21 protein-coding genes are annotated in these 22,798 nt (G+C 64.4%); 16 read left to right on the plus strand and 5 right to left on the minus strand.

What is annotated here, in order from left to right; translation table 11 throughout:
- Positions 1 to 14 precede the first annotated feature (14 nt).
- Genes ACZ2HM_RS04380 through ACZ2HM_RS04420 form a run of 9 tightly spaced genes read left to right on the plus strand, consistent with a single transcriptional unit; the run spans position 15 to position 9,409 of the window.
- Positions 15 to 626: an NADH-quinone oxidoreductase subunit J gene (locus tag ACZ2HM_RS04380; RefSeq protein ID WP_470426327.1), complete on the plus strand. Its 612-nt coding sequence runs from the start codon at positions 15 to 17 to the stop codon at positions 624 to 626.
- Positions 623 to 928, plus strand: coding sequence for an NADH-quinone oxidoreductase subunit NuoK (gene nuoK / locus ACZ2HM_RS04385; protein WP_470426328.1), 306 nt, complete (start codon positions 623 to 625; stop codon positions 926 to 928). Before ACZ2HM_RS04380 ends, nuoK begins: the two co-directional genes overlap by 4 nt.
- 10 nt (positions 929 to 938) lie before the next feature.
- Positions 939 to 2,990: an NADH-quinone oxidoreductase subunit L gene (nuoL, locus tag ACZ2HM_RS04390; RefSeq protein WP_470426329.1), complete on the plus strand. Its 2,052-nt coding sequence runs from the start codon at positions 939 to 941 to the stop codon at positions 2,988 to 2,990.
- On the plus strand, positions 2,990 to 4,558 hold the full coding sequence (locus tag ACZ2HM_RS04395; RefSeq protein ID WP_313924135.1) for an NADH-quinone oxidoreductase subunit M: 1,569 nt from the start codon (positions 2,990 to 2,992) through the stop codon (positions 4,556 to 4,558). Before nuoL ends, ACZ2HM_RS04395 begins: the two co-directional genes overlap by 1 nt.
- On the plus strand, positions 4,558 to 5,994 hold the full coding sequence (nuoN, locus tag ACZ2HM_RS04400; protein ID WP_313924136.1) for an NADH-quinone oxidoreductase subunit NuoN: 1,437 nt from the start codon (positions 4,558 to 4,560) through the stop codon (positions 5,992 to 5,994). The genes ACZ2HM_RS04395 and nuoN overlap by 1 nt, the downstream gene beginning before the upstream one ends.
- 44 nt (positions 5,995 to 6,038) lie before the next feature.
- Positions 6,039 to 6,698 carry a biotin--[acetyl-CoA-carboxylase] ligase gene (locus ACZ2HM_RS04405; RefSeq protein WP_470426330.1) on the plus strand — a complete coding sequence of 220 codons (660 nt, stop codon included), beginning with the start codon at positions 6,039 to 6,041 and terminating at the stop codon, positions 6,696 to 6,698.
- Between the two features lie 14 nt (positions 6,699 to 6,712).
- Entirely contained in the window at positions 6,713 to 7,492 is a 780-nt protein-coding gene (locus ACZ2HM_RS04410; protein ID WP_037473999.1) for a type III pantothenate kinase, read from the plus strand.
- Positions 7,492 to 9,129, plus strand: coding sequence for a ribonuclease J (locus ACZ2HM_RS04415; RefSeq protein ID WP_037474001.1), 1,638 nt, complete (start codon positions 7,492 to 7,494; stop codon positions 9,127 to 9,129). Before ACZ2HM_RS04410 ends, ACZ2HM_RS04415 begins: the two co-directional genes overlap by 1 nt.
- 10 nt (positions 9,130 to 9,139) lie before the next feature.
- Complete coding sequence (locus ACZ2HM_RS04420; protein WP_037474004.1) at positions 9,140 to 9,409, plus strand: DUF1467 family protein; 270 nt, start codon at positions 9,140 to 9,142, stop codon at positions 9,407 to 9,409.
- A gap of 44 nt (positions 9,410 to 9,453) precedes the next feature.
- On the opposite strand, the gene ACZ2HM_RS04425 is transcribed toward ACZ2HM_RS04420, so the two are convergent.
- On the minus strand, positions 9,454 to 12,642 hold the full coding sequence (locus tag ACZ2HM_RS04425; protein WP_470426331.1) for a coiled-coil domain-containing protein: 3,189 nt from the start codon (positions 12,640 to 12,642) through the stop codon (positions 9,454 to 9,456).
- 80 nt (positions 12,643 to 12,722) lie between these two features.
- Here ACZ2HM_RS04425 and ACZ2HM_RS04430 point away from each other — a divergent pair, with 80 nt between their 5' ends.
- From ACZ2HM_RS04430 to ACZ2HM_RS04445, 4 genes are all read left to right on the plus strand, one after another.
- Positions 12,723 to 13,037 carry a hypothetical protein gene (locus ACZ2HM_RS04430; RefSeq protein ID WP_037477908.1) on the plus strand — a complete coding sequence of 105 codons (315 nt, stop codon included), beginning with the start codon at positions 12,723 to 12,725 and terminating at the stop codon, positions 13,035 to 13,037.
- A 78-nt stretch (positions 13,038 to 13,115) separates the two neighbouring features.
- Entirely contained in the window at positions 13,116 to 14,282 is a 1,167-nt protein-coding gene (locus ACZ2HM_RS04435) for a hypothetical protein (RefSeq protein WP_470426332.1), read from the plus strand.
- A 44-nt stretch (positions 14,283 to 14,326) separates the two neighbouring features.
- A complete protein-coding gene (locus ACZ2HM_RS04440; protein WP_237748792.1) occupies positions 14,327 to 15,427 on the plus strand; it encodes a DUF2336 domain-containing protein in 1,101 nt (366 codons plus the stop codon).
- Positions 15,424 to 16,803, plus strand: a complete 1,380-nt coding sequence (locus tag ACZ2HM_RS04445) for a sensor histidine kinase (protein ID WP_470426333.1) — start codon at positions 15,424 to 15,426, stop codon at positions 16,801 to 16,803. The genes ACZ2HM_RS04440 and ACZ2HM_RS04445 overlap by 4 nt, the downstream gene beginning before the upstream one ends.
- 4 nt (positions 16,804 to 16,807) lie before the next feature.
- Here ACZ2HM_RS04445 and ACZ2HM_RS04450 read toward each other — a convergent pair whose 3' ends face one another.
- Positions 16,808 to 19,084, minus strand: a complete 2,277-nt coding sequence (locus ACZ2HM_RS04450; RefSeq protein ID WP_470426334.1) for an ATP-dependent helicase — start codon at positions 19,082 to 19,084, stop codon at positions 16,808 to 16,810.
- 103 nt (positions 19,085 to 19,187) lie between these two features.
- On the opposite strand from ACZ2HM_RS04450, the gene ACZ2HM_RS04455 reads away from it, so the two are divergent.
- Both ACZ2HM_RS04455 and ACZ2HM_RS04460 read left to right on the plus strand, forming a co-directional pair.
- Positions 19,188 to 19,583, plus strand: coding sequence for a GFA family protein (locus ACZ2HM_RS04455; protein ID WP_037473846.1), 396 nt, complete (start codon positions 19,188 to 19,190; stop codon positions 19,581 to 19,583).
- A gap of 132 nt (positions 19,584 to 19,715) precedes the next feature.
- Positions 19,716 to 20,108 (plus strand): Fe-S oxidoreductase, encoded by a 393-nt coding sequence (locus tag ACZ2HM_RS04460; protein WP_069064718.1) that lies wholly within the window; start codon positions 19,716 to 19,718, stop codon positions 20,106 to 20,108.
- On the opposite strand, the gene ACZ2HM_RS04465 is transcribed toward ACZ2HM_RS04460, so the two are convergent.
- The gene (locus tag ACZ2HM_RS04465; RefSeq protein ID WP_470426335.1) at positions 20,071 to 20,544 is read right to left on the minus strand and encodes an Rrf2 family transcriptional regulator; all 474 of its coding nucleotides are present in this window, start codon (positions 20,542 to 20,544) and stop codon (positions 20,071 to 20,073) included. The two genes, ACZ2HM_RS04460 and ACZ2HM_RS04465, sit on opposite strands and share 38 nt — an antisense overlap.
- Before the next feature lie 109 nt (positions 20,545 to 20,653).
- Between ACZ2HM_RS04465 and ACZ2HM_RS04470 the strand changes: the two genes are divergently transcribed.
- On the plus strand, positions 20,654 to 21,100 hold the full coding sequence (locus ACZ2HM_RS04470) for a globin domain-containing protein (RefSeq protein WP_470426336.1): 447 nt from the start codon (positions 20,654 to 20,656) through the stop codon (positions 21,098 to 21,100).
- Here the strand turns inward: ACZ2HM_RS04470 and rsmD are convergent.
- Positions 21,085 to 21,636: a 16S rRNA (guanine(966)-N(2))-methyltransferase RsmD gene (gene rsmD / locus ACZ2HM_RS04475; RefSeq protein WP_069064715.1), complete on the minus strand. Its 552-nt coding sequence runs from the start codon at positions 21,634 to 21,636 to the stop codon at positions 21,085 to 21,087. The genes ACZ2HM_RS04470 and rsmD overlap by 16 nt on opposite strands.
- On the minus strand, positions 21,633 to 22,769 hold the full coding sequence (locus ACZ2HM_RS04480; RefSeq protein ID WP_470426337.1) for a pseudouridine synthase: 1,137 nt from the start codon (positions 22,767 to 22,769) through the stop codon (positions 21,633 to 21,635). The genes rsmD and ACZ2HM_RS04480 overlap by 4 nt, the downstream gene beginning before the upstream one ends.
- Between the last annotated feature and the right edge of the window lie 29 nt (positions 22,770 to 22,798).

A 22,798-nucleotide genomic window follows, 5' to 3' on the forward strand; every position in this document is an offset into this window, starting at 1 on the left:
GGGATATTGATCCAGTGATTCACGTGCTTGCCTTTTACCTGTTCGCCATTTTGGTGGTGTGCAGCGGCGCGCTCACCATCCTGTCGCGCAATCCGGTCCATTCGGTGCTGTGGCTGATCCTGGCGTTTTTCAACGCGGCGGGTCTGATGATCCTGATCGGCGCTGAATTCATCGCGATGCTGCTCGTCATCGTTTATGTCGGCGCGGTCGCGGTGTTGTTCCTGTTCGTGGTCATGATGCTCGATATCGACTTTGCCGAATTGCGCGCCGGGTTCGTCAGCTATCTGCCGTTCGGCCTGCTGATCGCGCTGGTGCTGCTGGCGGAGATCGTGCTGGGCATCGGCCTGTGGAGCGCTGGTCCGATCGAGCTGGCGCAGCGCGCCGCACCGACCGACCCGGATATGTCGAACATCAAGGCGGTGGGGACGTTGCTCTATACCCGCTACATCTTCCTGTTCGAAGCGGCGGGCCTCGTCCTGCTGGTCGCCATGATCGGCGCGATCGTTTTGACCCACCGTGCCCGTGGCGGCGTGAAGGGCCAGAATATCGCCAAGCAGAACCGTCGCCGTCCGCAGGATGCGGTCCGCAATATCAATCAGCCCATAGGGCAGGGGGTGGAGCTGTGATCGGCCTTCAACATTATCTGGTGGTCAGCGCCATCCTGTTCGTGATGGGGGTGCTGGGCATCTTCATCAACCGCAAGAACATCATCATCATCCTGATGGCGATCGAACTGGTCCTGCTGAGCGTGAACATCAACCTCGTCGCCTTCAGCGTTTTCCTGGGCGATATGGTGGGACAGGTGTTCAGCATGTTCGTGCTGACTGTCGCGGCGGGTGAGGCGGCCATCGGCCTTGCCATCCTTGTCATTTACTTCCGTGGTCGCGGCACCATCGCCGTCGACGATGTCAACCGGATGAAGGGCTGAGCCTTACAACATGATCCAGCTTATCGTCCTTCTTCCGCTGCTCGCAGCCATCATCGCCGGTCTTGGCAACAAGATGCTCGGCAAGCTGCCGGCCAAGATCATCACCACCGGCGCGCTCTTTGCCATTTGCGCGATGAGCTGGTCGATCTTCATCCCATTCGTGATGGGCAATGGCGAGGCTTATGTCGCGCCGCTCTTCACCTGGATCCAGTCGGGCAGCTTCGACGCCCAATGGGCACTGCGGGTCGACACGATGACCGCGGTCATGCTGGTGGTCATCACCAGCGTCTCCAGCCTCGTCCACCTCTATAGCTGGGGCTATATGGATGAAGAGCCGGATCAGCCGCGCTTCTTCGCCTATCTCTCGCTCTTCACCTTCGCGATGCTGATGCTCGTGACCGCGAACAATCTGCTGCAGATGTTCTTCGGTTGGGAAGGCGTGGGCCTCGCTTCCTATCTCCTCATCGGTTTCTGGTTCCGCAAGCCCAGCGCCAATGCCGCCGCGATCAAGGCATTCGTCGTCAACCGCGTTGGCGATCTTGGCTTCATGATGGGTATCTTCGGCACCTATCTGGTGTTCAACACCATCTCGATCCCCGAAATTCTGGAAATGGCCCCGTCGATGGCGGGCTCGACCATCGGCTTCCTTGGTGCGCGCTTCGACACGATGACCGTGCTGTGCCTGCTGCTGTTCATCGGCGCGATGGGCAAGTCAGCGCAGCTTGGCCTGCACACCTGGTTGCCGGACGCGATGGAAGGCCCGACGCCTGTGTCGGCGCTGATCCACGCTGCAACCATGGTGACCGCAGGCGTGTTCATGGTGTGCCGCCTGTCGCCGATGTTCGAAACCTCGGAAACGGCGCTGACCGTCGTCACCTATGTCGGCGCGGCGACCTGTCTGTTCGCGGCGACCGTTGGCACGGTGCAGACCGACATCAAGCGCGTCATCGCCTATTCGACCTGCTCGCAGCTGGGCTATATGTTCTTTGCCGCGGGCGTCGGCGCTTATGGCGCGGCGATGTTCCACCTCTTCACCCACGCCTTCTTCAAGGCGTTGCTGTTCCTGGGCGCTGGCTCGGTCATCCACGCGATGCACCATGAACAGGATATGCGCTATTATGGTGGCCTGCGTAAAAGCATCCCCATCACCTTCTGGACGATGACGCTGGGCACGCTCGCCATCACCGGCGTAGGCCTGCCGCTGGTCGGCATCGGTTTTGCGGGCTTCTATTCGAAGGACGGCATCCTCGAAGCGGCCTATGCCGCTGGCGGGGCGGGGACCGGGGCGTTCCTGGTCGGCGTGTTCGCCGCCTTGCTCACCAGCTTCTACAGTTGGCGCCTGGTATTCCTGACCTTCTTCGGCAAGCCGCGCTGGGCCGCATCCGAACATATCCAGCATGCGTTGCATGACGCGCACGGGCATGACTCCCACGCCCATGACGCTCGTCATGACGATCACGCGCATGATGATCACCACCATGCGCCCGCAACCGGGACTGGCGGCTATCATCCGCATGAAAGCCCCTGGGTCATGCTGGTGCCGTTGATCGTGCTGAGCATCGGCGCGGTGTTCGCGGGCCTAGTCTTCCACGACCAGTTCATCGGATCGGAAGGCGGCATCGCTTTCTGGCAGGGGTCGCTGGCGTTCGACAGCCATCTGATGCACGCCGCGCATGAAGTGCCGACCTGGGTCAAATTCTCGCCGTTCACGGTGATGCTGACCGGCCTTGCCATCGCGTGGCTTGCCTATATCAAGAACACCGACTGGCCGCAGCGCTTCGTCGCGCAGTTCGGCGTCCTCTACACCTTCCTGCTCAACAAATGGTATTTCGACGAGCTGTACAATCTGCTCTTCGTGAAGCCTGCCTTCGCCATCGGCCGCTTCTTCTGGAAGTTCGGTGACGTCGGTTTCATCGACCGCTTCGGACCCAATGGTCTGGCTGCGCTGGTCGTGCAGGGCAATAAAGTGACCCGTCGGCTCCAGTCCGGCTATCTTTACACCTACGCGCTGGTGATGCTGATTGGCCTCGCCGCTGCCGCAACCTGGGCGATGACACGATAATGGACGGCTTCCCCATCCTTTCGCTGATGATGGCAGTGCCGATGGCGGGGGCCATCGCCTGTCTGTTCGTGGGCGCGAACAACGCGCGCTGGATCGCGCTGATCGCGACCCTCATTGATTTCGTGCTGGGCATGGCTCTGTGGGCGAATTTCGACCAGTCGGGCAGCGGCGCGCAGTGGCAGTTTCAGGAATATGCGCCGATCTTCGGCAAATTCGCCTGGGCGCTCGGCATCGATGGCATCGCGCTGATGCTGATCGCGCTCACCGTCTTCCTGATGCCGATCTGTATCGGTGCCAGCTGGCGCGCGATCGAAAAGCGCGTCGGCGAATATATGGCGGCCTTCCTGTTCATGGAGGTGCTGATGATCGGCGTCTTCGCGGCGCAGGATCTCTACCTCTTCTACATCATGTTCGAAGCCGGCCTCATCCCGATGTATCTCATCATCGGCATCTGGGGCGGTGCGGATCGCATCTACGCCAGCTATAAATTCTTCCTCTACACGTTGCTCGGCTCGGTCCTGATGCTGATCGCGATGATGTGGATGGTGCATGAAGCAGGGACGACCGAAATCCCGGCGCTTATGGCCTATAATTTCGATCCTGCTGTCCAGACTTGGCTGTTCCTTGCCTTCTTCGCGAGCTTCGCGGTCAAGATGCCGATGTGGCCGGTCCACACCTGGCTGCCCGACGCGCACGTTCAGGCACCGACGGCAGGCTCCGTCATCCTGGCGGGCGTGCTGCTGAAGATGGGTGGCTATGGCTTCATCCGCTTCTCGCTGCCGATGTTCCCCGAAGCCTCGGCGCAGCTTGCGCCTTTGGTCTGGGGCCTGTCGATGGTGGCGGTGGTCTACACCAGCCTCGTCGCGCTGGTGCAGTCGGACATGAAGAAGCTGATCGCTTATTCCTCGGTCGCGCATATGGCGATCGTGACCGTCGGCCTGTTCGCCTTCAACCAGGCGGGCATCGAAGGCGCGATGATGGTGATGCTGGGCCATGGTCTGGTCGCGGGCGCGCTGTTCCTGTGCGTCGGCGTCATCTATGACCGACTGCATACCCGTGAGATCGCGCGCTATGGTGGCCTGTCGATCAACATGCCGCGCTATGCGCTGCTGTTCCTCTTCTTCACCATGGCGTCGGTCGGCCTGCCCGGCACGTCCAACTTCGTCGGCGAATTTCTGGCGCTGATGGGCATTTATCAGGCATCGACCTGGGTTGCGCTGGTCTGCACCACGGGCATCATCCTTGGCGCGGCCTATATGCTCTACCTCTACCGCCGCATCTGCTATGGCGAGCAGGTCAATGCCGACGCGGCCGCCATGCCCGACCTGTCGGCGCGCGAATTGTGGCTGCTGGCTCCGATTGCTGCCGTCGTCTTGTGGATGGGCATCTATCCCGAAAGCTTCCTCGCTCCGATGCGTCCTGACATCGTTGCGCTCGAAGCCCGCCTCGCGCCCGCCGCACCGGCAGGCGATGCTCAGATCAAGCTGGGCGCGCCCAAGCCTGCTGGCGAAGCCCATCATGGAGACGCCTCTGCGCCCTCACATTCAGCGTCGGGGGAGGCGCACTGATGATTGACTCCACTTCCCTCCTGGCGGTCATGCCGGAACTCGTGCTGACCGTTGGTGGCCTGATCCTGTTGATGATCGCCGCTTTCGGCGGAGACGGCACTGCGCGCCTGGTCAACAGCCTGTCGGTGGTGACGCTGATCGGCGCTGGCTTTGCGCTGCTTTGCTCGCTGGCTCACGGCCCCGATGCGTTTGATGGGCTGTATCGCGCGGACGCCTTCTCGGTTTACGCCAAGGCGTTGATCTATGGCGCGGCCGCCTCCGCTATTCTGCTGGCACCGCGTTTCTTCTCGACCGATGGCATGTTGCGTCCCGAATATCCGATCCTGATCGTCTTTGCCGCCGTTGGCATGGGCATGATGGTGTCGGCGGGCGACATGTTGACGCTCTATGTCGGCCTCGAAATGAACAGCCTGGCCTCCTATGTCCTTGCCAGCTTCATGCGGCAGGATGGGCGCTCGTCCGAAGCGGGCCTCAAATATTTCGTGCTGGGTTCGCTTGCGAGCGGCATCCTGCTCTATGGCATCTCGCTGCTCTATGGCTTCACCGGCAGCACCACCTTCGACGGCATCGCCGTTGCGCTGGATGGCGGTGTCAGCAAGGGAGCATTGTTCGGCTTGGTGTTCGTGCTCGCGGGCCTCGCCTTCAAGATCAGCGCCGTGCCGTTCCATATGTGGACGCCCGACGTCTATGAAGGCGCGCCGACCCCGGTCACGACCTTCTTCGCCAGCGCGCCCAAGGTTGCGGCCATCGCCCTGACCGTGCGCGTCGCGATCGAGGCGCTCGGCCCGGCCGGGTTGGATTGGCAGCAGATCGTGATCTTCGTGGCGCTGACCTCGATCATCTTCGGTGCGGTCGCCGCCATCGGTCAGAGCAATATCAAGCGTCTGATGGCCTATTCGTCGATCAACAATGTCGGCTTCGCGCTAATCGGCCTCGCCTGCGGCACACCCGCCGGTGTCGCCGCGACGATGAGCTATATGGCGATCTACGTCATCATGACGATCGGTGCCTTCGCCTGCATCCTCCAGATGCGCGATGCCGACGGCAAGCCGGTCGAGACGATCGCCAGCCTCGCGGGCCTGTCGCAATCGCGCAAGGGTCTGGCCGCGGCCTTCGCCATCTTCATGTTCTCGATGGCCGGTATTCCGCCGCTCTTCGGTTTCTGGGCCAAGTTCCTGGTGTTCGATGCCGCCGTCGCGGCGGGCCTGACGGCGCTGGCCGCCGTCGGCATTGCGGCTTCGGTGATCGGCGCTTTCTATTATCTCAAGATTATCAAGACGATCTATTTCGACGAGCCCACCGCTGCCTATGAGGCAAAGGGTGGCGCGGTCGAGAATATCATCCTGACCGCTTGCGCTGCCGTCATCGTGCTGGGCTATCTGCTCAACCCCATGCTGGATCAGGCGAGCGCTGCCGCGGCGGCGTCCTTGTTCTGACCGACATACGCCTCGTCGAGGATACCATATCGACCAATGCCGACATGCTGGCATTGGTCGATACCGGCATCAGCGAAGGCAGCTGGCTGCGTGCCCGTCGGCAGAGCGGGGGCAGGGGGCGTATGGGCCGCACATGGGACAGCCCGGTCGGCAATCTCTATTGCTCCACCCTGGTCCGCCTGCAGCCAAGCGACCCGCTACCCCATACGTTGGCACTGGTCGCGGCTAACGCCGTTCATGCCCTTGTTGCGCCGCTATGTGCCGGACAAGCGCGGATCAAATGGCCCAATGACATATTGGTCGACGGCGCGAAGATCGCGGGCATCCTGCTCGAACGCACCGGTGACGCCATCATCGTCGGCATCGGTATCAACGTCACCGACCATCCGGTCAATCTCGACCGTCCCGTCACCAGCCTGAGCGCTCAGGGCGTGGTCGATTCCGATGCCGGGGCGCTGCTCGACCGACTGGCCCAGATTTTCGCTCATTGGCTCGCCATCTGGCGCGCGCAGGGCTTAGACCCGGTGCGTACCCATTGGCTGCTCAACGCCCACCCCACCGGTACGCCGATGCGTGTGCAACAACCCGACGGCATTACGGTGGAAGGCGCGTTCGATACGCTCGATCGCCAGGGCATGCTCATCCTGCGCTTGGCGAACGGGCAGAGCCGTGCCATTTACGCCGGTGACATCTTTCTCATCTGACCCAAGGACCGGCCATGCTCCTCGCGATCGACGCGGGCAATACCAATGTGGTTTTCGCGCTGCTCGACGGGCGGGACATCCGCGCGCGCTGGCGCATCGCGACCGACGCGCGTCGCACCGCCGACGAATATGCCGTCTGGCTCAACCAGTTGCTGATGCTCGAAGGCTATAAGATCGCCGACGTCAACACCGTTATCATCGCAACCGTCGTGCCCCGCGCGCTCCATAACCTGCAGGTCTTGGCCGAAAAATATTTCCGCACCACCGCGCTGATCGCGGGGCAATCCCCGCTCGACTGGGGTATCGAACTCGACGTGGCGGAGCCGGGATCGGTGGGTGCCGACCGGGTTGTAAACGCCATCGCCGCGCACCATCTTTATAGCGGCGACTTGATCGTCATCGATTTCGGCACCGCGACCACGTTCGACGTGATCGACTATAGTGGAGCCTATAAGGGCGGCATCATCGCGCCGGGTATCAATCTCTCGCTCGATGCGCTAGTAGCAGCCGCCGCGAAGCTGCCCCGGATCGCGATCGCCCCACCGGAAAATCGTTCGGTGATCGGGCGGACGACCGAGGCGCAGATGCATATTGGCGTATTTTGGGGCTATGTAGCCATGATGGAGGGGCTGGTCGCCCGCATGAGGGCCGAAATTGGCCGCCCGACCAGGGTTATTTCGACGGGGGGCTTAGCGGTCCTCTTCAACGACAACAGCGATATTTTCGATGCGATCGCGCCGGATCTGACGATTCAGGGCCTCGCGCTGATGCACGAACGGAGTTTACAAGCATAATGACACCCAAGGATGAGCTGCTCTTCCTGGCCCTCGGTGGGTCGGGCGAGATCGGCATGAACGTCAATCTTTACGGCTGCCAGGGCAAATGGGTCATGGTCGACCTCGGCATGACCTTCGGCGACCCCACCTATCCCGGCATCGAACTGATCCTGCCTGATCTCACCTTCATCGAGGAACGGCGCAAGGATCTGCTCGGCATCGTGCTGACGCACGGGCATGAGGATCATATCGGCGCGATCCCCTATCTCGCCGCGGACTTGGGCGTGCCGCTCTATGCGACGCCCTTCACCGCAGGCCTCATCCGCCTGAAGTTGGAGGAAGAAGGCCTCACCAAGGAGGTCAAACTCCATGTGATCCAGAATGAAGGCAGCTTCAATCTGGGGCCATTCGGCTTCCGCTATGTGCCGCTCGCCCACTCGATCCCGGAGGGCAATGCCCTGCTGATCGACACGCCGCACGGCAAGATTTTCCACACCGGCGACTGGAAGCTCGACGAGCGCCCGTTGCTCGGCGAACCGGCGACCCCCAAGGAACTGACTGCCATCGGCGACGAAGGCATCCTCGCCATGGTCTGCGACAGCACCAATGTCTTTAATGACAAGGCCAGCGGTTCCGAAGGCGATGTGCGCGAAGGGTTGATGGAAACGATCGCCGGGGCCAAGGGCCGCGTCCTCGTCACCACCTTCGCCTCCAACGCCGCCCGCGTGCAGACGCTGGGCGAAGTCGCGACCGCGACGGGCCGCAAGGTGTGCGTCGCCGGACGCTCGCTCGACCGTATCATCGGCATGGCCAAGGCCAGCGGCTATCTCAAGGATTTCCCGCCCACCGTCGATTGGGACGATGCGATGGCACTGCCCCGCAACGAGGTGATGATCATCGCGACCGGCGGGCAGGGCGAAGCGCGCGCCGCGCTTGCCCGCGTGGCGTTCGACAGCCATCCGATCAAGCTGGCGGAGGGCGACCTGGTCGTCTTCTCTTCCAAGCAGATACCCGGCAATGAAATCGCCATCGGCCGCATCCAAAATGCACTCGCCATGTCCGGCGTGCTGATGGTCACCGATCGTCAGGCCGAAGTCCATGTGTCGGGCCATCCCGGTCGCCCGGAACTTGAAGCCATGTATCGCTGGATACGGCCCGAAATCCTGCTCCCCGTCCATGGCGAACGCCGCCATATGGCGGAGCAGGCCCGGTTGGCGCTGGCCAGCGGCATCCGCCACGCGCCGGTCCAGTCCAATGGCGACCTGCTGCGCCTCGCCCCCGGCGCGCCGGAGATTATCGGCAAGCAGGACACCGGACGCTTGGTGCTGGATGGCGACGTCATCCTGCCGGCCGATGGCGCGACCATCAACGAACGGCGCAAACTCGGCCTGCATGGCCAGATCAGCGTCGCTGTGGCGATCGACCGCAAGGGCAAGATGATCGGCAAGCCGACGCTGCGCACGCAGGGCGTGCCGGTCGAGGAAGACAAGGCCGCCTTCCTTGCCGAAGCATCGAATGATGCCGCCGCGGTGATCCCCAAGGGGTCGCTGGAGGACGACGCCGTGCGCGAGCGGGTTCGCCTCGCCGTGCGCCGGACGGCGACACGCTGGACCGGCAAGAAGCCGATAGTGGACGTACTGCTCATTCGCGCCTAAATAGGCGGGCATGAATCTCTACGCCATCTTCGCCATCTATTTTCTGATGTGGGTCGTCTGCGCCTTCGTCATGCTTCCCTTCGGCATCCGCACGCCCGACGAAACGGGCGAGGTGATGCTGAAGGGGCAGGCGGACAGCGCCCCCAGCAACTTCCGCCCCGGCCGCGTCGCCCTACGCGCGACGATCCTGGCGTCGATCCTGTTCGGCCTTTATTATGCCAATTATGTGCAGGGTTGGGTCACGGCGGACATGCTGCCCAAATATAGCGGCACGCGCTGAGCCAAGGCCATTCCCCGGCGCAGGCCGGGGAACGTCATCCCGCCTTATTGCCGCAGCCGCTCGATCGCCTGCGCAAGCGCGACATAGAGCTTGCCCATGTCGGACGACAGCACCGCAACGCCCAGCGCATTGCCGTCGCGCGCCGACAGAATGATCCGCAGCATCGATTCGAAATCGTGGATGTAGCGGTTCACATGATCGCGGAACTCGGCATCATCGTCATAATGCAGCGCGATTTCCCGCGACTCGCCCGCATCCAGCAGCTTGACCGCGCGCCGCGTGAATACGCCCCGATCGCCCTTTAGATAGGCCGACCAGGCCGTATCGGTCACGTCGTTGGACAATATCTTGGCGACGTCGATCGCGGTGCTGTTGAGCGATTCGATCAAGGCGGCGGAGCGACGCGCGAAATGGTCGCGGTCGCGATCCTCCGATGCTTGTTCGGCCTGCGCGATGCGCTGCTCTATCGTCGCGCTGGTGTCGGCGATGGTCAGCAACTGACGGGTCAGCCGTTCCGATGCCTGATGCGCGGCCTTGATCGCTTCTTCGGCCACCTTGGCGACCTGTTCGATCTGTTCGGCGACCCTGTCGCCCAACGCCCGCTGCATTGCCGCTTCGCTGGCATCGCCCAATTGCTGGGCGGCGTCGGGAATGGCGCGCGACAATGCCTGCCGCGCGCGCTCGGCGGCCTGATCGGCGGTGTCCTTGACCCGCAACAAGGCGGTGACGAGCAGTGGTCCGGCCCCTTCGGTGATCCGCGTCGCATCCTGATGCGCGCCGTCCAGCGCAACGCGCAGCCGATCGACCAATTGCCGATTGGCCTCCAATCCGCTCTGCGTGCTTTCCAGCCATTCGGTCAGGCGGCTGCCTTGTCCGCGCAGCAGCGACTCGGCCTCTTCTGCGCGGCCGGCCAACGCCTGCGAAATTGCCTCCAGTCGTTCCAGTTCGGGTGTCGCGCTGCCCAGCAGGGCACGGCTCTGTTCCATCCGCGCATCGAACCGATCCAGTGCGGCCGGATAGGTTTCATCCAGTTCTCGCACGCTCGAATCCAGCGCCACGAGCAAGGTTTCGGCGCTACCGATCAGCTTGTCCGCCGTCAGGCCACCGGCCGTCAGCGCACTGTCGATCCGCTGTGTCTCGCCCGTCAGGCGAGTCAGTGCGTCGGTCATCCGTTCGCTGCGTGCCAGCGCTGCTTCTTCCAGCGTCGCGAACTTGCCTTCGGTTCCAGCGATAGTGTCGTTCAGCCCGTCATGCAGGCTGTTCATCAACGCCTTCTGCCCTTCCACCAAATCGTTGATCTGGTGGAGGCGCCCTTCGACTTCACCGATCGAGTCGCTCAGGCCGATGATCGTATCGCTGCCGATCGCATCGAGGCTTTCGCGCGACCGGGCGATCAGGGCATCGAGTGCCGCAGCCTGGTTCGATAGGCTGGCATCGGTCTGGCTCAAGGCGGCCTGCGCCCGATCGAGCGCATCGCCCATCCGTTCGCGCAGATCCTGTTCGATCTTGTCCATGTCGCGCGTCAGGACGGCCATCGCGCCTTCGCTGGCGCTGCCAATCCCGGCCTCCGCTGCGGTGACCAGCGCGCTTAGCGTATCGGCCCGGCGAGACAAGCCTTCGTCGGCTGTCGCCATGGCCGTCTCGACCTGCGCCAGCAGCCCGTCCAGCCGCTCCTGCAAATTGGCTTGGGCATGGTCCAGATCCGCGCCCAAAGTCTGACGGACGGTTTCACTGGCGGTAGCCGCGCCAGCCTGCGCCGAATCGACCATGGCGACCAGCGCCAGCGATTGTGCTTCGATGTCGGCGCGCGTGCGATCCATCGCCTGCCGGGCGGCATCCAGCCTGACCTGCAACGCAGCCTGAGCATGGTCCAGATCCGCGACCAAAGACTGGCGGACGACATCGCTGGTGCTGGCCACGCCAGCCTGCGCCGAATCGACCATGGCGACCAACGCCACCGATTGCGCTTCGATATCGGCGCGGGTCAGATCCATCGCCTGCTTGGCGGCATCCAGCCGGACCTGCAATGCGGCGTGGGCATGGTCCAATTCTTCGATCAGGGTCTGGCGGACGCCAGCGCTGGTGCTGCTAACACCGGCTTGCGCCGTATCGATCAACGTCGCCAGTGCTGCAGTCTGTGCATCGACATCAGCACGGGTGCGATCCATCGCCTGCCTGACGATGGACAGCCGCTCTTCCAGCGCAGCCTGGGCATGATCCAGTTCCGCGATGAGCGCGTTACGGGCGGTTTCACTGGTGCTGCTGACACCGGCCTGGGCCGTGTCGACCAGCGCCACCAGCGCCGCCGATTGCGCTTCCACATCCTGGCGCGTGCGATCCATTGCCTGGCGCGCGGTTTGTGCGGTGGCGTCGATCCGCCCGGCGGCGATCTCCGCCATGCCGGTGACTTCTTCGCTCGCTGAGCGGGTCGCTTCCTGCAACTGGGTCAACTGGCTCGACAGGCTCTTGGTCGCCGACAAGGTGCGCGTCCGCGCCTCATCCGACAATTCGCCCAGCGCATGCAATCGCGCTTCCAGCGTGTCGATCCGGTCGCCCAGGGCATGGCTATTGTCCATGATCTGCGCTGCCATGCGGCCCGTGCGATCCTCCAGTTCGGGGATCGCGCCCATCAGCGCGTGCATCTGCGCCATCAAGGCGGCACCGGCGCGTTCTGCGACTTCGGCGCGCGCGGCACTGGCATGCGCCCGGCTGGCGATCAATTCGGCCGATGCTTCCATGTTGCTGCTGGCGGCGGCGCCATAGCTGTCGAGCAGTTCGGCCTGGTCCTGCATCTTCTTGCGCGCGGTTTCCAACTGGGTCGCGATCCGGCCCAGCCGTATTTCCAGCAGGTCGGCCTCGGTCCGCAGCGCGCGCGCCGTATCGAGATAGCGACGCGATTCGGACCGGCTGTTGCGCACTAGCAGCAGATAAATGAGGGCGAGCAGGGTCAGCGGCACGAGCAGCGTTGCTATGGCACTGGCCCAGGCCGACGGCCCGGCGCGCAAATCGCCCGACGCGATCATCGCCCAGCCGGCAAAGCCGATCCACGCCACCGCCGCGCCCATCAAGATGATACGAACCCGCTTTATCCCGGCCTCGCCCGACTCTGCGTCCGGTTCATCGTCTTCGATGTCCAGCACGGCTTGGTTCAAAAGCAGGATATCGTCTGCTTGCGCAGGCGTCTCCGATGGTTCGTCGCGCCAGAACTCGACGATTGTGCTGCCCCCTGTCATATCCTCATCCTAGCATCTTTTTTGCGTGCGGGAATGCCCCGTTACCAAAACTTAACCCGTGTTCGATAGTGTTGGTCGCCATGTCCTATGATCCTGGTGCCCTTGACGCTGCTTTGGCAGCCGCCGTTGGCGACGACCGTGCGTTGATCGCCGATTTGCGGGTCGCCTTCATGGAAAGCGCGGCGCGTCAGGTCGATCTGCTCGGTCGGGCCCGCTGCGATGCCAATTGGGCGCTGGCGGCCTGGCGGTTGAAGGGGCTGGCGGCCAGTTTCGGCCTCACATCGTTGATGGCACTTGCGGACGAAGCGGCGCAGGCGGCGCCCGGCGACCCGCGCGCCCTGCGCCGGTTGCGCCATGCCCTGGCGGGCCTTGAACAGGACATTCCGCACAGCTGATACGGCTTTGCTTGCGTCAAACCCTTTGCCTTGCGAAAAGGTCGTCCCAACAGCCAACGGGTCGACAAGCATAAAAGAATGAGTTTTTCCGCGATTCTCAGCGCCAGCCGCACGACGGCCGATACGCCCGCCGGTCTGCGCGCCAGCCTGCATTTCGCGGGCCAGACGCTGATCGAATATCAGGCGCGGCAGGCGGCGCGCGCCGGTGCCGACCGAATCATGATCCTGGTCAGCGTCATCACCCCCGCCGTGTCGCAGGCTGTCGATCGCCTCAGCGCGGACGGCATTGCCGTGGCGTTGGTCCGCGACATGGTATCGATGGTGCGCGATGTGCCGCGCGATGCCGACGTATTGCTCGTCGCCGACGGCGCGATCGTGGCGCAGGCGCATGTCGATGCGCTGGGCGCGAGCAAGGGCAACACGCTGCTCGTCGCCGACGACACCCGCGCCAGTGCCCCGTTCGAACGGATTGATGCAGGCCAGCGCTGGGCGGGCGTGGCCCGGATCAGCCCCGCTTTGATGTTCGACACGCTCGACATGATCGGTGACTGGGACTTGTCGCTGACGCTGGTGCGGGCCGCGGTGCAAAAGGGTGCCCGCCGCATCACCGCGCCGCAGGACGACCTGCTCGAAGGCCGCGTCGCCATCGTCGATAGCCAGCAACAGGCCGATCTGGTGGCGCAGGCGGTCACCGCCGCCGGTGTCGCGTGCACGCCGACGCGCGGCGGCATCGAACATTATGTCCTCGCGCCGCTCGCCCGCATGGCCAGCGCCCCGCTGATGCGGATGCAGGTGCCCGCTTTTCAGGTCCGGGTCAGTGCCATCGCGCTCGCCGCCGTCGCGCTCGTGCCGATCGAACTGCTCTGGCCATTGACCGGCTTCTGCATGCTATTGATCGCCTTGCTGCTCGCCGAACTCGCCGATCGGCTCGACGCCATGGCGTTGCGGCCGCCGCCTGCGGGCGTGCTCGCTTTCGCCACGCCCGTCCTGGCGCTGATCGGCATCGTCCTTGCTGGCCGCAGTCCGCTCGCGGTCGATCTTGCGCTGCTGCTGGCGATCATCCTGGTCGCCGACCGGCAGGGCCGCAGCGGCGAGGCGCGGCCGTGGATGATCTTCACCCCCGCCAGTGCGCTGCTGCTGATGGTCGCGACCGGCCTGTTCGGCGTGCTGGCGCAGGGATTGCGCGTCGCCATGCTGCTCGCCATCGCCTCGATCGGCGCGATCATTTTACGACGACGTGCATAAAGATTTCCTGCGGACGGTTTAGTGCATTTTAAGGACGTGCGATTATGCTGCACCGCATGAGCGTCTTTTCGTCCCTTGCCGGTTCGACAATGACGGATAGCTGGCCGATGACGCGAGTCATGGCGGGCATGTCCGCCGTGCCGGTTGGTCATGCCATCGACCTGGCCTTTTTCTTTCCGACGGACGAACGCCCGCGCCACGACGCGCTGATAGCAGAGACGCGGCGGCATTTGGGCGGCTGCCTGACCGCGATCGAAATGGCGCTGCGCGTGTCGCTCGATCATGCCCCGGCCATCGCCACCGCGCTGTCGCCTTGGCCCGACCCCGTCTGCTGGCGCATGCTCTGCGATCAGCCCGCCATGCTCAGCCCGGCCTTGCTCGCCCACATGCAGATGCGCGCGGGCGTTACGCTGATGCTGCGCCAGTTCGGCCAGCCCGGTGCCGACCACATGACCGAGGAAAAGGGCGAACCGCTGTTGCGCGCCGACGATCCCCTGATCGGCAATGCCGTCTCGGCGCTCACTTTGGCCGAGGGCCGCTGGATCGCGCGCGGGGGAGAGGATCAGCCGATGCGGCCGGATCTGCCCGCCGAACATCATGCCGAACTGGTCTGGACCGCCGCCGCCTGCCTCGCATCGATCGCGCGGCGCGGGGCGGGGGAGGCGGGCGATGCACTGCTCGTTGCGTTCGAGCGATCCGGCTGGGCCTTGCTCGCCGACCATGACGAAAGCGTCAGCCCGATTGCCGAAGCCGAACGGCTGGTGCGCGGCATGGGCGCGGCGGCCGATGCGCCCGACCTGCTCGGCGCAGCGCTCGACCAGCGGCGCTTCCTGCTGTTCGCCGCGCTTGCCGCGCGTCGGCTGCGGATGCGCGCGATGCAGGTCATCGACATATTGGTGATGGGTCCGGTGGCGCAGATCGCGACTTTGTGCCGGGCGCTGGGCGGGGCGGATGCCGATTATCGCCACCTGCTGCTGTCGCTCCGCCCGATTCGCCCCGCTCTGTCGGACCTCGCCATCGTCGAGGCATCCGCTCACTATCGCGATCTGCCCGAAATGGCGGCCGATGCGGCGGTCAGCGCCCTGCGCACGCCCGCGCCCTTCCGCGCCAAGCTCGACCATCTGCTGCAAGTCACCGCCCGTTGAACATGCCGCACCATCCGGCCATCGTGCGCGCATCCGTCGCCAGTGACGGCCGGTTGCTGAGCGCTGATGCGCCGTTGCTGGCGTTGCAGGAAGAGGCGGGGGGCAGCCTCGGCACCCTGCTCGTCATCCCCCAGCTTGCCGCCATCGCCCGGTTGACCCAGCGCCTTGGCGTGCCAGTCTCGCGGCCCGTCGCTGCCGCCGCCGAGCGTGGCGACATCGACATGTGGGTGCGCGCCAAGCCTGATGGCGCGTGCGTGTCGCTGTCGATCATCGACTGGCAGGAACGGCCGATCCCGCTCGCCCCGGTCGAACAGATCGACCGCGAAGCCGACATCGCCACCCTGGCCGAAGGTTGGACCTGGCAGGTCGACACCCAGTTGCGCTTTCAAATGGCGATGGACAATGGCGGGCCGCAGGGCACGCTGCCGCGCGATCCGCCGCTGCCGGGCAGTCGCTTTTCCGCCTATTTCGACCTGCGCCCCGATGCCGATGGCGACATGGCGATGCTGCGCGGCTTTGCCCAGCGGCGCGCCTTCCGCGATCAGGACGCCGCGCTGGTCGGCGATCCCGACCGCCTGTTCCGTCTGTCAGCCATTCCTCTGTTCGACCTTGCGGGCCAGCTCCTGGGCTATCGCGGCACGGCGCTACCGCTGGAGCGCGCGGTCGCAGCGCCGCAGATACAGGAAGCGCCTGTCACGCTCTATCCCGGCGAATTTGGCAAGCGGCTTGACCGCTCGCTGCGCCAGCCGCTGGGGCGGATCATCGCCAATGCCGATACCATCAGCGCGCAACGCGATGGGCCGCTCCGCCCCGATTATGCGGGTTATGCCAAGGATATCGCTTCGGCCGGGCGGCACCTGATGGCGCTGGTCGATGATCTCGCCGATCTTCAGGCGATCGACCGACCGGACTTCGCGGTCATCGCCGAAGAGGTCGACCTGGCCGATCTCGGACGGCGCGCGGCGGGGCTGCTGACCGTCAAGGCGCTCGATCGCCGCATCACCCTCCTGCCGCCGCAGGAGGATCAGAGTCTGCTCGCCACCGGCGAATTTCGCCGCGTGCTGCAAATCCTCGTCAACCTCATCGGCAACGCCGTGCGCTATGCGCCCGAAGACACGCAGGTCCGCATCGTCACCGAATCCGCGCCCGGCGAAGCGCGGATCATGGTGATCGATCAGGGACAGGGCGTGGCGCTGGCCGACCGCGAACGCATATTCGAGAAGTTCGAACGGCTTGGCCGCGACGATGCGGGCGGATCGGGTCTCGGCCTCTATATCTCGCGCCGCCTCGCACGCGCAATGCACGGCGACATCCGCATCGGCGGCGCACCGGGCGAAGGCGCCCGCTTCATCCTGTCGCTCCCCCGCGCCGAGTAACCGCTCAGGGCAGCGAGACGAAGCTGTCCATCACCCGCTTGCGCCCCGCCGTCTCGAAATCGATCTCCAACTTGTTGCCCTCGATCTCCGCGACGATGCCATAGCCGAATTTCTGGTGAAAGACGCGCAGGCCGACCGCCATGTCGCTGCGCCCCTTATTGCCGATCGACACAGCCGACGCGCGCGCCTCGACGATCCGCACGGGTTCGCGGCTGAACTGCCCGGACGATTGCGCCCGTTGCCAGCCCGGCCCGCGCCCGGTGCCGCGTTCGACATGGGCGAAGGGGTCTTCCCGTTCCGACCAATTGGCCCGCCACAGCGACGCACCACCCGTCATGCTGCTTTCTTCGTCAACATGCTCCGGCGGCAATTCGCCCACGAAACGCGACGGGATCGAACTCGTCCACTGACCATAGATGCGCCGATTGGCGGCATGCAGGATGGTGCAACGCTTGCGCGCCCGGGTGATCGCGACATAGGCCAGCCGCCGCTCTTCCTCCAGACTGTTGAGCCCGCCTTCGTCCAGCGCCCGTTGCGAGGGGAAAATGCCTTCCTCCCACCCGACCAGAAAGGTCGAATCGAATTCCAGCCCCTTGGCGGCATGGATGGTCATGATGGTGATCTTGGCGGACTCGGCCTGCGCCTCATTATCCATAACCAGCGAGACATGCTCCAGGAACGCGCCCAGCGTCTCATATTCTTCCATCGCGCGCGCAAGCTCGGACAGATTCTCCAGCCGCCCCGCGCTCTCGGTGCTGCGTTCGGCCTGCAACATCGCGGTATAGCCGCTCTCGTCCAATATCTGCCGCGCGAGTTCCGCATGCGGCAATTGCGCCGCCCGGTCGCGCCAGCGCGCCAGATCGCCGACGAAACTGCCGAGCGACCGCCGCGCCTGCGGTGTCAATTCGTCCGTGTCCAATATCCGCGCGGCGGCATGGAGCAGGGGGATGCCCTCGGCCCGCGCCAGCCGGTGCAATTTCTCCACCGCCTTGTCGCCCAGCCCGCGCTTGGGCACATTGACGATCCGCTCGAACGCCAGATCGTCGGCAGGCTGGTTCACCAGCCGCAAATAGGCCAGCGCATCGCGGATTTCGGCGCGCTCATAGAAGCGGAAGCCGCCGACGATGCGATAGGGCAGGCCGATCTGGATGAAGCGATCCTCGAACTCGCGGGTCTGGTGCTGCGCGCGCACCAATATGGCGACCTCGTCCAGCGAACCGCCATCGCGCTGGATCGTCTCGATTTCGTCGCCGACCCGCCGCGCTTCCTCCGGCCCGTCCCAAATGCCAACGACGCGCACCTTCTCGCCGACGTCGATGTCGGTCCACAATGTCTTGCCCAGCCGCGTGCCATTTTCGGCAATCACCCCGGATGCCGCCCCCAAAATATGCGGGGTCGATCGATAATTCTGCTCCAGTTTGATGATCGTCGCGCCCGGAAAATCCTTTTCGAACCGCAGGATATTGGCGACTTCTGCGCCGCGCCATGAATAGATGGACTGGTCGTCATCGCCGACGCAGCAGATATTCTTGCGCGTCTGGGCGAGCAGTCGCAGCCACAGATATTGGCTGCTATTGGTGTCCTGATATTCGTCCACTAGGATATAGCGAAACCGCTCCTGATAGCTTTGCAGCACATCGCGATGCTTCTTCAAAATCGTCAGAACATGGAGCAGCAAGTCACCGAAATCACACGCATTAACCGCGCGCAACCGGGCCTGATAGGCGGCATAGAGCTTCTGCCCCTGGCCATTGGCATAGCCTTCGCTCTCGCCCGCGCCGACATCTTCCGGGGTCCAGCCCTTATTCTTCCACTGGTCGATCAAGCCGCCCAATTGCCGCGCGGGCCAGCGCTTCTCGTCAATCCCTTCGGCTTGAATCAACTGCTTCATCAGCCGCAATTGATCGTCGGTGTCGAGGATGGTGAAATTGGATTGTAGCCCCACCAGTTCGGCATGGCGGCGCAGCATCTTGGCCGCGATGGAATGGAAGGTGCCGAGCCATGGCATCCCCTCCACCGCCGGGCCGATCATCTTGCCGACCCGCTCGCGCATTTCGCGCGCGGCCTTGTTGGTGAAGGTGACCGACAGGATTTGCGAGGGATAGGCGCGGCCCGTGGCCACCAGATGCGCCAACCGCGCGGTCAGTGCCGCGGTCTTCCCCGTGCCCGCGCCCGCCAGCACCAGCACCGGCCCTTCGGTCGTCAACACGGCTTCGCGCTGGGGCGGGTTCAACCCCCGCAAATAGGGCGGATCATGGGGTGAGGGCAATGGAAGAGTCATGGAGGACAACTAGGGACAGGGGGCGGCAGGGGCAAGGCATGACCCTTGCGGCGAAGCGCCTTCTATGAGAACAAAAGGCGAATCATGCAAGGGAGGACGCGCGATGTTGACAGGGGGATGCCATTGCGGCGCGATCCGGTACGAAGCCCAAGGCGAACCCGCCCATAGCGCGCTGTGCCATTGCAAGGATTGCCGCACCAGTGCGGGAGCGCCCATGGTCGGCTGGGCGCTATTCCCGCAGGATGCGGTGACGATCAGCGGCACGCCGGTCGAATATCGCTCGTCGGAACATGCGATCCGCCATTTCTGCGGAACGTGCGGGTCGGGGCTGTTCTATACCAACGCGACCATCTTCCCCGGCCAGATCGATATTCAAACCGGCACGCTGGACGATATCAGCGCCCTGCCGCCGCAAGCCCATATCCAGATGGCCGAAGCCGCCGACTGGATGGCCAACGCCCATCTGCTGCCCAAATTCGATCGCTTCCCCGGCGAATAGCGCCGACCTTCCTCTCGCGGCATTCCCGCCTCCTTTCGTCGCCAGCGGCGGAACGGAGGCGACGGGGTGCCGGTTCTCTGCCTCGCCCACGCAGCAGAACGGGGCAGAGACAAGAATAGGAAGGATCACCCCATGAAATCCATCATGCTTGCCGGAGCCGCCCTGATGGGCATCGCCTCGATCGGCAGCACCGCCATCGCGCAGCAAATTCCCGCCAACCAAGCCCCCGGTGACGCCATGACGCCGCCGACCGACCCGTCCATGGCCCCGCCGCCGCCACCCGCCAATGATCCCAATGCCGACATACCAACCGGATCGGTGCCAAGCGATCCCGGCATGGTCCCGGCACCGCCCGGCGCGCCCAGCGATCCCGCTGCGCCGATGGGATCATCGTCCAATCCGGTGACGGTGGGCGGCAACATGACGCCACCGCCCGCCGAGGCCAAGGACTATCCGGTCTGCTCGAAGACAGTGACCGACAGTTGCATTAATCCGAGTGAAGCGGGGAAGATGCGCAAGCGCTGACCCTGTCGGCGGGAGCGGGCAGGGCGGCGATCAGCGCCGCCAGCCCGCTTCGGTCGTGCGCCGCGTCGGTCAGCGTGGCCTCATCCAGCACGGTCAGGAACGCGGCGGTCGCCTGCGACAGCAAAGCGGACAGGCCACAGGCACCGCGAATGACGCAGGCGGGACAGTCCGCCATCCGCATATCCGGTTCGCAATGGCGGACGACCGCGCCGATGCTGATCGCCTCCGCAGGTCTGGCGAGCAGAAACCCACCCCCGCGACCCCGCTGAGTCGCGATGAATCCCCCCTTCGCCAGATGGTGGACCACTTTTATCAGATGGTTGCGCGACAGAAGATGCGCGTCCGCTACTTCGCTGATCGTGGCGCGGCCCGTCGGCGACACCGCCAGATGGATCAAGACGCGCAGCGCGTAATCGGTGTGGCGGGTTAATTGCATGCCTGATGGCGTTAGCGGCGATGCGCACGCACAAAAACATATATATTATTTACATCTTAAAAGATGCGGATTAGATACACCTTATTCCCTCCTGAAAAAGGCGTTTCCTATGTCCGCTTCGCTGTCCGATTCGACGATCGCCATCGTGAAATCCACCGGTCCCGCGCTCCGCCAGCACGGCGTCGCGATCACTACGGCCATGTATGCGCGACTGTTTCAGGATGCCGAGGTGAAGAAGATGTTCGACCAGGCCGCACAGGTTAGCGGCGAACAGCCCAAGCGGCTGGCCGCCGCGATCCTTGGCTATGCGGAAAATATCGACAAGCTGGGCGCGCTGGACGGGGCCGTCAGCCGCATGGTCGCGCGCCATGTCCAGACCGGTGTTAAACCCGAACATTATCCCAAGGTCGCCGCCGCGCTGCTCCCCGCCATTCGCGAGGTGCTGGGCGAACAGGTCGCAACCGACGCCGTTTTGGACGCCTGGGAGGAGGCCTATCAGTTCCTGGCCGACATATTGATCGCCAAGGAAAAGGACGCCTATCAGGCTGCGGCCTGAACCTCCGCGCGGAGCAGGGTGATCCGGGCCTTGCCCACATCGCGCACCGTGTCGATGGTAAAGCCCTTCACCGCCACATCCTCGCGCTTGTCGGTTTCGATGCTGATCCAGCTGGCCGGACTGGTCCAGCCCAGCCGTGACAGCTTGTCGAGCGCGACCTGTCCCGCGCCAGTGCCATAGGGCGGGTCCATGAAGATGAGGTCGAGCGGCTTGGCGGCCTGCCCCAGCGTCAGCACGCTTGCCGCGCGAATGTCGGGACGGATGCCCAGACGCTCGGCATTCGCGCGGATCGCGTCGAGCGCAGGCTTGTCCTGTTCCACGAACAGGCAGGAGGCCGCACCGCGCGACAGCGCCTCGAACCCCAAGGCGCCGGAGCCTGCGAAGAAATCCGCCACCGCCAGTCCCTCGAACGATCCGATCCGGCTGGTCAGCATCGAAAACAGCGCCTCGCGCGTCCGGTCGCCGGTGGGACGGGTGGCATCGCCCTTGGGCGCGGTCAGCGGACGGCCGCGCCATTGGCCCGAAATGATCCTCATTTCGCGTCCTTCAAAGTCTTGCGGAATATCGCCAGATCCTGTTCGCTGACTTCGGCCACCATGCCGATCGGCAAGTCAGCGAGGACGAACGGACCATAGCTGGTGCGGATCAGGCGGTTGACCTGCAACCCCAGATGTTCAAGCACGCGCCGCACTTCGCGATTCTTGCCTTCGGTCAGCGTCATTTCGATCCACTGGTTGCGCCCGGTGCGCCGCTCCAGATTGGCTTCGATCGGGCCATAGCGAACGCCATCGACTTCCAGCCCGTCGAACAAATCTTCCAACTGCGCCTGGCTGATCTCGCCAAAGGCGCGCGCCCGATAGGTGCGCGGCACGCCGGTCGAGGGCAATTCCATCTGCCGCTTGAACCCGCCATCGGTGGTGAGCAGCAACAGCCCTTCGGTATTCATGTCGAGCCGCCCGATCGGGATGACGCGGGGCAGGTCGGCGGGCAGCCGGTCGTAGATGGTCGGCCGTCCGACCGGATCGCGCTCGGCCGTCAGGCAGCCGCTCGGCTTGTGGAACAGGAACAGCCGGGTCGGGGCAGGGGCCGCGACCGCCACGCCATCCACCGCCACGCCCGCAAGCGATGCGAGCAAAGTGGCGGGCGTCTCGACCGTCGCGCCGTCCAGCGTGACGCGGCCTTCCTCGATCATCCGTTCGACTTCCCGGCGCGAGGCAATGCCCGCGCGCGCCAGCAGCTTGGCGATACGCTGCGGCTCGCCTTTGCCATCGCTGGCGGCAGCATGGGCAGGGTGCGGGTTGGCGGTGGTCTTGGGGCCAGTGCCCGACCTGCGTGGCGGCTTGTTCGCCCAGGGCTTGGCGGCAGCGCCAAAGGCTGCGCCGCGCGGATTGCCACCGTCATTGCGGCGGGGAGGGCGCGCGGGCGCATCGGCCTTGGCAGTCGCAGGCCGGGTGCGGTCGCGTCCTGTGCGGTCCCCACTGGGAGCGGCATCGGGCCGTGGGCCACGACCCGGCTGGGCACGTTCGCCCGGCTTGGCAAAGCGCGGCTTGCCGCCCGCTCCCTCATCGCGCCCCGGCGCAAAGCCCGGCCGCTTGCCGGGGCCACCGGGGCGTTTAGGGCCGCCGGGGCCGGACCGGCGCGGCGGTCCCGATTTTTTCGGCGGTTCCACGGATAAGTTCCTTTGCGTAGGCTCTGGCT

This window comes from Sphingobium sp. KKT206, assembly GCF_055640555.1.